This is a genomic window from Siphonobacter sp. BAB-5385, from assembly GCF_002261125.1.
GTDB lineage: Bacteria > Bacteroidota > Bacteroidia > Cytophagales > Spirosomataceae > Siphonobacter.
Window position 1 is genome coordinate 1 of record NZ_NMPS01000158.1, and the last position, 9,203, is coordinate 9,203.

Below are 9,203 nucleotides of genomic sequence, written 5' to 3' on the forward strand. Positions count from 1 at the left end.
TGGTCATCCCTCTTAGTTGCTTGCTCGTCAGGTGGTTAAGAGGGATTTTTGCTTCTTCACTGAAACGGTAATGCCCACTGGTATTACGAAGCGAAGTTACCCTACCTGCGTAATACCAATGAATTTCAATGAAATGATACGTTAACCTTAAATTCAAAAGGTTGGCGTATGATTTTCAATTCGGTCCTGGGTGGAACAGGGCAGAGCCGAAAAGAAATCAAGGCCCGTTAGTCCTTCCAGTTGCCGAACCGATAGCTGCCAGCGTCGCCAACCCGTACCGGCAACGTCCTGAGAATTGGGCATATCAACGGCAATCACTTCGACCGACTCCTTTTCCAGGCGACCGTAATCATTTTCGCCTTCGGGCATAATCAGAATCACTTTCCAGCAGCGACCAGGCACGCTTACTTTCCCTTTGGCAATCGTAGTGGCTGATCCGTTCGAGCCTTTACCACCTGCTCCATAGCCACCTGCGTAGAGGTAAGCCTCGTAACCTAATTTTACTTTGCTCCGACAATATTCCTCTAAATCATTCCAGACCCCCCGGTTCAAACTGGGGGCCTGAGGAATCATGTTCGACATAACAAACGTAGCGGAGTTAGCGGTTTGCGTAGCCGTTCGATCGCCTGATGGACACAGGTGGCCACGGTCGAATCCACTATTGGTGTAATCGGTAGGTTTGATCAGGGGAAAGTTACGGGGTAAATCCTCGTCGGGTTTGAAATCATCCTGACGATCGGCCGTACCTAAATCACTCTTTTGTAGATGCCAGCTTACCCACCGGGCTATTCCTTTGGCAGACTGGTAACAAACAACAAATGCCGGTTTGTACAGAAGATACTCCGAACTATCATTAGATAAATTCCCTGACTGTCGCGACGGAAGCCCCAGATAAGCTTGTAACGGAAGGGTCTGGTCACTCGTGGGTGCAACCAGAGGCTTTCTGCTACAGGAATCTGCCACTAGCAAAAGGGCAAAAAGTAGAGAATAAAGCGACGCTTTACTGACGGTTCGTAAGGGCGGAAACATATAAATTCAAGGATATATCAGACGGAATTTAAACACGAATATAAACGGATTTTATCGTTTAAATCCTGTGCCATACTTCAGTGTAAGTGATAAACTCAGGCCTGAACTGTGACCTGTCTACTTTTGTGGGCCTGCTTTGAATAAGTAGGAGCTTTTGAAGTACACAGTGACGACTCTCTTAAAAATTAAGGTTCATTTCGGAGCAAATTGAACCTACTTTTCGTATAGTAATAATCGTTAATTTTGTGCCGTTTCAATTACAGAAAGCCTTCAGGGCAATCTCTAATCCTCAGGCAGGTAAAGTTCATAGCTAGAGCTTTCTCCATGAGTCAGGCTGATGAAGGAGATTGTTAAAATGACTAATGGAGTTCCTGTCCGAGGGGACAATGTGAGTAAGTAGTGTGTTTGTTTAGTACGAGTTTTTCTTATCCACCTACCTATATGTATCCCAATAAGGCTTTCTTTACAGCCATGGCAAAAGCCTTGTTTTGCCTTCGGTCGCTACGTTGACGGGAGGATTTAGATTAAACACATACTGGCACTAAAAGGGGATAACATTTATAGAAACGAAAAACCATCCTTCGAATAAAGTAAGCAAGAACACCGCTTGGGGTGAGCAGAATACAGAGCAAAAAGAGAGAGGAAAATGTTTGGAAAGAAAACTCCCAATACCTTACGATATCGGGAGCAAGTAGCCCAAAGCTACATGCCTTTTCTCACGAGTAGTGGCGGTCAATCGTGAAGCGTATGGCGGAACGCTTAATATGTTTCAAGTATAGAGCTTTTTTCTGGTTCTACAGTAAGGCAACCAGAAAAAAATTACGCAATGCTTGCAAATCAGGTTTTTTAACGCCCTTCTTTGGCTGGATAAAAACTCCTAAAAAGAGGATTAACTCCTCAGTGAACGGATTGATCTACGCTTTTCCAACGTTAATCTTAAAGCTACTAACACCGAAAGAAAGATGGGTAGTTTTGCCTGGAAAACATAACCAAGCGTATGCTTCGACTTCTATTCGCTTTATTCTGCCTGAGCCTGGGTTCTGTTTTTGCCCAGAAAAAGAAACCCTCCGAAGGACCCTATTTTCCGACGGCTCAACTTTGGGAACAGCGAACGCCCCAGGAACTGGGTCTGGATGCAGCCCGTATTCAGGAAGCCGTGGCATTTGCGAAAGCCAACGAGAGCAAAAATCCCCGGAGTATGGAGCAATCCCATTACCAAAGTTTCGGGAAAGAACCCTACGGCTTTGCGATTGGACCCTTTGCCGAACGGGGCGAACCTACCGGACTGATTATCTATAAAGGATACCTGATTGGAAACTGGGGCGAGCCGTTGCGGTGCGATATGACGCACAGCGTTACGAAAAGCTTCCTTTCTACCGTCGTTGGTTTGGCCGTTGATCAGGGGCTGATTCGTAGTGTACATGACACCGTAGCTCCTTACGTACCTCCCATTGAAGTGTATGGACAACCTCTGTTACGGCCCGCGGACGAACTGGGTCAACCGGAATTACTGCGGCCCTTTGATACGCCTCATAACCGTACGATTACCTGGGACCATCTGCTTCGGCAAACAAGTGATTGGGAAGGTACCCTCTGGGGCAAACCCGAATGGGCAGACCGTCCGGCCGCTCAGGCCTCCGAGTGGCTTAATCGGAAACGACACACGCCGGGCAGTGTCTACGAATACAATGATGTTCGGGTCAATGCATTGGCTCTGGCAGCGACGAGTGTGTGGCGTAAGCCCCTGCCGCAGGTACTAAAGACGGAGATCATGGATCCCATTGGTGCATCCAATACCTGGCGGTGGACGGGCTACCGAAACGCCTGGATCGTACTCGACGGTCAGCCCGTACAGTCCGTAAGCGGTGGCGGTCACTGGGGTGGGGGCATGTTCATCAACGCCTACGATATGGCCCGCTTCGGCTTACTGACCTTGCATAAGGGCCGCTGGAAGGATCGGCAGCTCCTCTCGGAGAACTGGGTAAGTCAAGCCCGCACGCCTACGACTGCTCAGCCTACCTACGGTTACATGAACTGGTTTCTGAATACGGCGGGTAAGTATCTGCCCAGTGCTCCGGTTTCGGCGTTCACGCATGTGGGTAACGGAACAAATATTATCTACGTTGATCCCGAACACGAACTGGTGGTAGTTGCCCGCTGGATTGATCAGAAAGCCCTGGATGGATTTATTAAGAAAGTACTGGAAGCTTTTCCTAAGAAATAAAATAAACCCCGACAGACCTGAATACTGCCGGGGTTTATTTATGAAATGACTCCCTGATTTTTCATAGGTTTCAGATAAACCGTCTCCCTTCCCTGGAGTACTTCCTCGGGAATTCCCTGAACGTCAAAGACTTTGTCCCAGCTTCGCTCGTAACAATGGGCCGCATCCGGGAAATGAATGGATACTTCCAGGGCATTCTGGTAAAAACTTTTCGGCTTTTGTTGAATAATTTCCCGATGAATGATGAACTGAGCCCCCAGTACGAAGGTGTATCGTTCCGGACCATCCGTACCTAATACTTTTTGGTGAAATCCTTTTAAGTCCAGCCCGCGACCATCCTCGTTTTTACTCCAGGTTTGAAAGAGTCGCCGGCCCTCCCAATCATCCGTATCAATCAGGTGTCCCAACCATTCGAAAGGTCGGATGGGTTCTGAATTACTGGCCAGTTTTCGGAGGGTCGCGTGAAAGTCGTAGGCGTGGTCAAAGGGCTTTCCCTGGCTAAAAACCGTGATTTCGGCCAGAGAATCGTACCGTTTAACGATATGATGCAGGTAGGTGTGAGCCTCTCGACCTTCGTTAGGCAGAAGAATCCCGGCAGGCTCTGTATGAGCTGAATCTTTGTGATACAGCGTTCGGTGAATGGCGGACGGTACTTTCCGTAGCCAGTTGAGATTTTCCTGGTAATGAGCAACTACTAATTCGTATAACATGCGATAAAAATACGGCTACTGAAAAGGGGTGGCACTGCTTTTTTTTACTTACTAGGCATATCCATAACCACTAAACAATACAATCATGTTTAATCGCCATAATGAAAAACACGCGGGTACCAGCCTGGGCTCAGCGACTAGAGATACAAACTTAGTAAACAACCAAGGTTCTTCATCCGAAGCAGGTCGTAATAGCACGATTACCCAACCCATCGAGAAACCAGTGGGTGGCCCATATGATCCAGAACAGGATGCCGACACCATTGAACGGAATACAGAAGAAACTACTGAAGAGCCTGCTTACGGCGAAGATGCCAATAAAACGCAAGCTTTCTTAAACGATGCGAATGCAACCCATGATCGGAGATACAAGGATCTGGAAGAACGTTATCCAGAAGACGACGAACTCGCTGGCGACCAAGCTCGCCCCGAACGTGACATTCCTTTAGTATAATCCGATTATAGAAAAGAGCCCGAATCATTCGGGCTCTTTTTTTGCACAGTGACCTGAGGAAAATTGAGTAGTGCCCAACAGAATCTGGAAAGATTGAGGTCTTAGTTCCATGAAAAGATACATTTTTTCATGGAAAAATGCTGTGGCATGAATGTTTGACAGTTACTATTGACGAGTAATCGTCTACTATGCAACAAAACCTCAATTATTTAAATCATGATGAATCAATCAAACTCGCAGCAGGGCAACCAACAAGGCGGCCAGCAGCAACAGGATCGCAACCAAGGCAACCAACAATCGCAACAGTCTGGACAATCCGGGGGCCGTCAACAAGGCATGGACCAGGAAAACCTGCAACAAGATGACATGACCCGTCGCCAGGGACAAAATCAAGATCAAAATCGGGACCGGGAACAAAGCCGCCAGTCCGATCAGGTATAAACCGTAGAATGAATTAACCTATACGAAAAAAGCCACCCGCAAAGGTGGCTTTTTTCGTATAGAAGATCGATCCTTACAGGATGTAACGATTAATCAGGTTCTCCAAGTATTCCTGACGGCCTGAACGAACTTCGGGCTCGCCCAGTTCGATCGCCAGATCACGCAGATCCGCCAGACCGAGCGTACCGTTTTCAAATTCCTTACCTTTGCCTGAATCGAAGCTAGCGTAGCGATCCGCACGAATCTGCTTGTACTCCGATGAAGTCAGAATTTGATCAGCAATGATCATGGCTTTGGCAAATACGTCCATGGCTCCGATGTGAGCGTAGAACAGATCAGCGGGGTCCGTAGAGTTCCGACGACGCTTGGCATCGAAGTTCACACCACCACCCTGTAATCCGCCGCCTTCCAGAATCACCAGCAAAGATTCCGTCAGTTCGTAAATATCGTTCGGGAATTGATCCGTATCCCAGCCGTTTTGGTAATCACCCCGGTTGGCATCGATGCTACCCAGCAGACCGGCGTCTACAGCCACCTGCAATTCGTGAGCGAAGGTATGACCGGCCAGCGTAGCGTGGTTTACTTCCAGGTTCAGTTTGAAATCGTCCATCAGACCGTACTGACGCAGGAATCCGATCACCGTAGCCGCGTCGTAATCGTACTGGTGCTTGGTGGGCTCCATCGGCTTAGGCTCGATGAAGAACGTTCCTTTAAAGCCTTTGCTACGAGCATAATCTTTCGCTACGTGCAGGAAACGAGCCAGGTGTTCCTGCTCGCGTTTCATGTCCGTATTGAGCAGGGTCATGTATCCTTCACGACCACCCCAGAATACGTAGTTTTCACCACCCAGAGCAATCGTTGCGTCGATCGCCGCTTTCACCTGAGCACCACCGTGAGCCAGTACGGCAAAATCAGGGTTGGTAGCGGCACCGTTCATATACCGAACGTGTGAGAACAGGTTGGCCGTACCCCAAAGCAACTTCGCACCTGACTGCTCCATTTTGGGCTTCACATAATCCACCCAGGCTTGCAGGCGAGCTTCGAATTCTTCGACATTGGGGGTGTAATCCGCTACGTCTACGTCGTGGAAGCAGAAGTAGGGCAGACCCAGTTTGGTAAGAAATTCAAAAGCAGCATCCGCTTTATCTTTCAGGCGTTGGATGGGGTCTGCTGCCTGATCCCAGGGGTGCAGGTGCGTAGCCGAGCCGAAGGGATCAGAACCGTCGCCACTGAGGGTATGCCAGTACGCCATGCCAAACTTGAAATGTTCTTTCAGCGTTTTTCCCGCCACAACGCGGTTTTCATCGTACCAACGGAATGCCAGTGGATTCATGGATTCCGGACCTTCGTACTTGATTTCCCCGATGCCCGGGAAATATTCCTTTTCGCCTAGTAAAACGGCCATTGTAAAAGCGTTTAAAAAGTGAGTAATGAATGAGTGTATGGTTTCAATGCGGCGAATCATTCGCCAATAACTACTGCAAATATTTTTTCAATAGCGAAAGCCAGTTCGCGTAAAATTCCTGATACTGGTCTGCCTGCGAGGCGTCCGGTTCTACTGTGACGACTTTCGTTAAGCGACTGAAGGCTTCTTTAGGAGCCTGGAAATAGCCCAGACCAACGCCTGCTCCGAGAGCTGCCCCTTTGGAGCCGTCGGTATCGTACAATTCCACGGGGGTTTGCGTAACGTTCACGAACGATTCCGTAAAGACATCACTCAGGAACATGTTGGCTTTACCCGCCCGTACTACCTTGGCCGGGCTACCCATGGTCGACATAATGTCCATACCATATTTCAACGAAAAAGCAATGCCTTCCTGTGCCGCCCGGAATACGTGACTCCGGGTATGGGTATTGAAATCCAGTCCGGAAATCGTGCTTGAAACCGTACGGTTTTCCAGTACGCGTTCGGCTCCGTTGCCAAACGGAAGCACCCGTACGCCCTGACTACCCGCCGGAACGGTAGCAGCCAGTTCGTTAAGCTGGCTGTAGGTTAGACCGGAGCCAAACTGATCGCGTACCCAGCGATTCAGAATGCCCGTACCGTTGATACACAGCAGAATACCTAGTCGCGTCTGCTCATCCCGCTGGTGGTTGACGTGAGCGAAGGTATTAACGCGGTTCTGGGGATCGTATTTGACCTGATCGGTTACCGCGTATACTACGCCGGAAGTACCCGCCGTCGCCGCAAATTCGCCGGGATCGAGCACGTTCAGGGAAAGGGCGTTATTCGGCTGATCCCCCGACTTGTATGTAACCGGAATACCTGCTTTCAGTCCCAGCAAATCGGCAATGGAGCTTTTCACTTCTCCGTGTACAGAAAACAGGGGATGCAGTTCGGGTAAGATCGTTTTGGGAAAGCCAAAGGCGTCCAGCACGTCTTCAGAAACCTGATTCGACTGGAAATCCCAGAAAATACCTTCCGACAACGCCGAGTTAGAGGTCGTAATGCAACCCGTCAGCATCATGGCGATGTAATCGCCGGGCAGCATAATCTGGTAAATGCTACCGTAGATTTTCGGTTCATTGGCTTTCACCCAGGCCAGCTTGGCCGCCGTAAAATTACCGGGCGAGTTGAGCAAATGACTCAGGGCTTTCTCCGAACCAATTTTTTGAAAGGCGGCTTCTCCGTAGGAAACGGCCCGGCTATCGCACCAGATGATGGAAGGCCGGAGTACCTGTTCGTTACGATCTACCACGACCAGCCCGTGCATCTGATAGGCAATACCAATGGCCCCAATATCTTTCGGTTTATAAGCTCCCGTGGCATTGGCTTTCAGAATCGCCTGTTGGACGCAATTCCACCACATGGCCGGGTCCTGTTCGGCAAAGCCCGGCTGGGGCGTAGAAATGGGATTTTCGAGATCAGGGTACGAAGCCGAAGCCACAACCTGCTGACTATCGGCGTCTACAACCGAGACTTTAATTGAAGAGGTACCTACGTCAATTCCTAGAAGAAGCATGTGTTAGCAGAGAAATATAATGCAAGATGTGTCAGATTGACAATATTGACAAATCTTCCAGTGGAAAACCTTATTTTATTTCTTGGAAAATTGCAAAAAATAATGATAAAATACTGAAAATCAATGTTCTGTACTCGGATTAAATTCTTTATAAAAGGCCGGGACTTCGTTGATGAAGTTTTAGAAAGAAAAGAAAATAAATCCATGAGGGAAGGATTTTACGAAATTAAAAAATCCGCAGAAATCACTTCCCGGGCTGGTGGAAAGCCTCAACTTTTAATAGCTTTGATTCACTGAGTTTAAACCTTCTTTTGTGCACTATGGGTATTTTTGATTTCATCCGAAATGAATTTATCAATGTCATTGAATGGGTCGACGATACGTCAGACACCATCATCTGGAAATTTCCTGACAAGGGCAATGACATTAAATATGGGGCTCAACTGACCGTACGCGAAAGTCAGGTAGCCATTTTCATGAATGAGGGTCAGATTGCCGACGTGTTCCAACCCGGACGACACGAGCTGACGACGGCCAACATGCCCATTCTGACGACACTGCGTTCCTGGAAATACGGCTTCGAATCGCCCTTTAAGGTGGACATATACTTTGTGAACACGAAACAGTTTACTAACCTGAAGTGGGGTACGGCCAACCCGATCATCGTTCGTGATGCTGAATTCAAGCAGGTACGGATTCGTGCTTTTGGTACGTATACGTTCCGGGTCAATGAAGCGAAAAAGTTTCTCAAGGAATTTTCCGGTACCAATCCGCAGGTACGGGTCGGCGATATTGAAGAACAGTTGCGTTCAGCGATCTTCTCCAAATTCTCCGATGCCATTGCCGAAGCCAATGTTTCGGTATTGGATCTAGCCCGTAACTATACCGAACTCGGTGAAAAGCTACTACCTTTACTGGGGAATGATTTCGATCAGTACGGTCTCCAGATTGTCAAGTTCTACATCGAAAACACGTCTTTACCACCTGAAGTAGAAGCCTTCCTCGACAAGACCACACAAATGAATATGGTCGGGGATATGGCCCGTTTCCAGCAGTTTCAGGCGGGGATGTCCATCGAAAAGGCGGCGGAAAACTCGGGAACGGCGGCCAGTATCGTGGGCATGAATCTGGGCGGTATGATGGCCGGAGCAGTAGCTCCTGCTTCACAGCCTGCCCAACCGGCTCAGTCGAAGGAAGACATTATGGGCTTACTCAAACAACTGGGCGACCTGAAAGCCGCAGGTATTTTAACGGAAGAGGAATTCACGGCTAAAAAAGCGGAATTGCTGGCAAAACTGTAAGGACTCCATTCAGGTGTAATCAATAAAAAAGCCCCCGAAAGATCATTCTGGAGTGCCCCCAAGAAGTTAGACACTACTTGG

Annotated in this window: 8 protein-coding genes; 4 read left to right on the forward strand and 4 right to left on the reverse strand. The window is 48.5% G+C overall.

The genetic code is table 11. The features are described 5' to 3' along the window. Window positions 1-153: 153 nt before the first annotated feature. On the reverse strand, window positions 154-1,029 hold the full coding sequence (locus BWI93_RS15765) for a DNA/RNA non-specific endonuclease (RefSeq protein ID WP_094812968.1): 876 nt from the start codon (window positions 1,027-1,029) through the stop codon (window positions 154-156). Window positions 1,030-2,026: 997 nt separating this feature from the next. Between BWI93_RS15765 and BWI93_RS15770 the strand changes: the two genes are divergently transcribed. After that, window positions 2,027-3,253, forward strand: coding sequence for a serine hydrolase (locus tag BWI93_RS15770; protein ID WP_094812970.1), 1,227 nt, complete (start codon window positions 2,027-2,029; stop codon window positions 3,251-3,253). 38 nt (window positions 3,254-3,291) lie between these two features. Here the strand turns inward: BWI93_RS15770 and BWI93_RS15775 are convergent, their stop codons facing one another. Next, complete coding sequence (locus BWI93_RS15775; RefSeq protein WP_094812972.1) at window positions 3,292-3,963, reverse strand: DUF3431 domain-containing protein; 672 nt, start codon at window positions 3,961-3,963, stop codon at window positions 3,292-3,294. A gap of 85 nt (window positions 3,964-4,048) precedes the next feature. Here BWI93_RS15775 and BWI93_RS15780 point away from each other — a divergent pair, with 85 nt between their 5' ends. Together BWI93_RS15780 and BWI93_RS15785 are read left to right on the forward strand one after the other, a co-directional pair. Beyond that, window positions 4,049-4,417 (forward strand): hypothetical protein, encoded by a 369-nt coding sequence (locus tag BWI93_RS15780; protein ID WP_094812974.1) that lies wholly within the window; start codon window positions 4,049-4,051, stop codon window positions 4,415-4,417. Between the two features lie 216 nt (window positions 4,418-4,633). Further along, window positions 4,634-4,858 (forward strand): hypothetical protein, encoded by a 225-nt coding sequence (locus tag BWI93_RS15785; protein WP_094812976.1) that lies wholly within the window; start codon window positions 4,634-4,636, stop codon window positions 4,856-4,858. A gap of 73 nt (window positions 4,859-4,931) precedes the next feature. On the opposite strand, the gene xylA is transcribed toward BWI93_RS15785, so the two are convergent. Both xylA and BWI93_RS15795 read right to left on the reverse strand, forming a co-directional pair. Then, window positions 4,932-6,263: a xylose isomerase gene (gene xylA / locus BWI93_RS15790; protein WP_094812981.1), complete on the reverse strand. Its 1,332-nt coding sequence runs from the start codon at window positions 6,261-6,263 to the stop codon at window positions 4,932-4,934. 70 nt (window positions 6,264-6,333) lie between these two features. Beyond that, window positions 6,334-7,821: an FGGY-family carbohydrate kinase gene (locus BWI93_RS15795; RefSeq protein ID WP_094812978.1), complete on the reverse strand. Its 1,488-nt coding sequence runs from the start codon at window positions 7,819-7,821 to the stop codon at window positions 6,334-6,336. 320 nt (window positions 7,822-8,141) lie between these two features. Between BWI93_RS15795 and BWI93_RS15800 the strand changes: the two genes are divergently transcribed. Next, complete coding sequence (locus tag BWI93_RS15800; protein ID WP_094812979.1) at window positions 8,142-9,122, forward strand: SPFH domain-containing protein; 981 nt, start codon at window positions 8,142-8,144, stop codon at window positions 9,120-9,122. Window positions 9,123-9,203 lie beyond the last annotated feature (81 nt).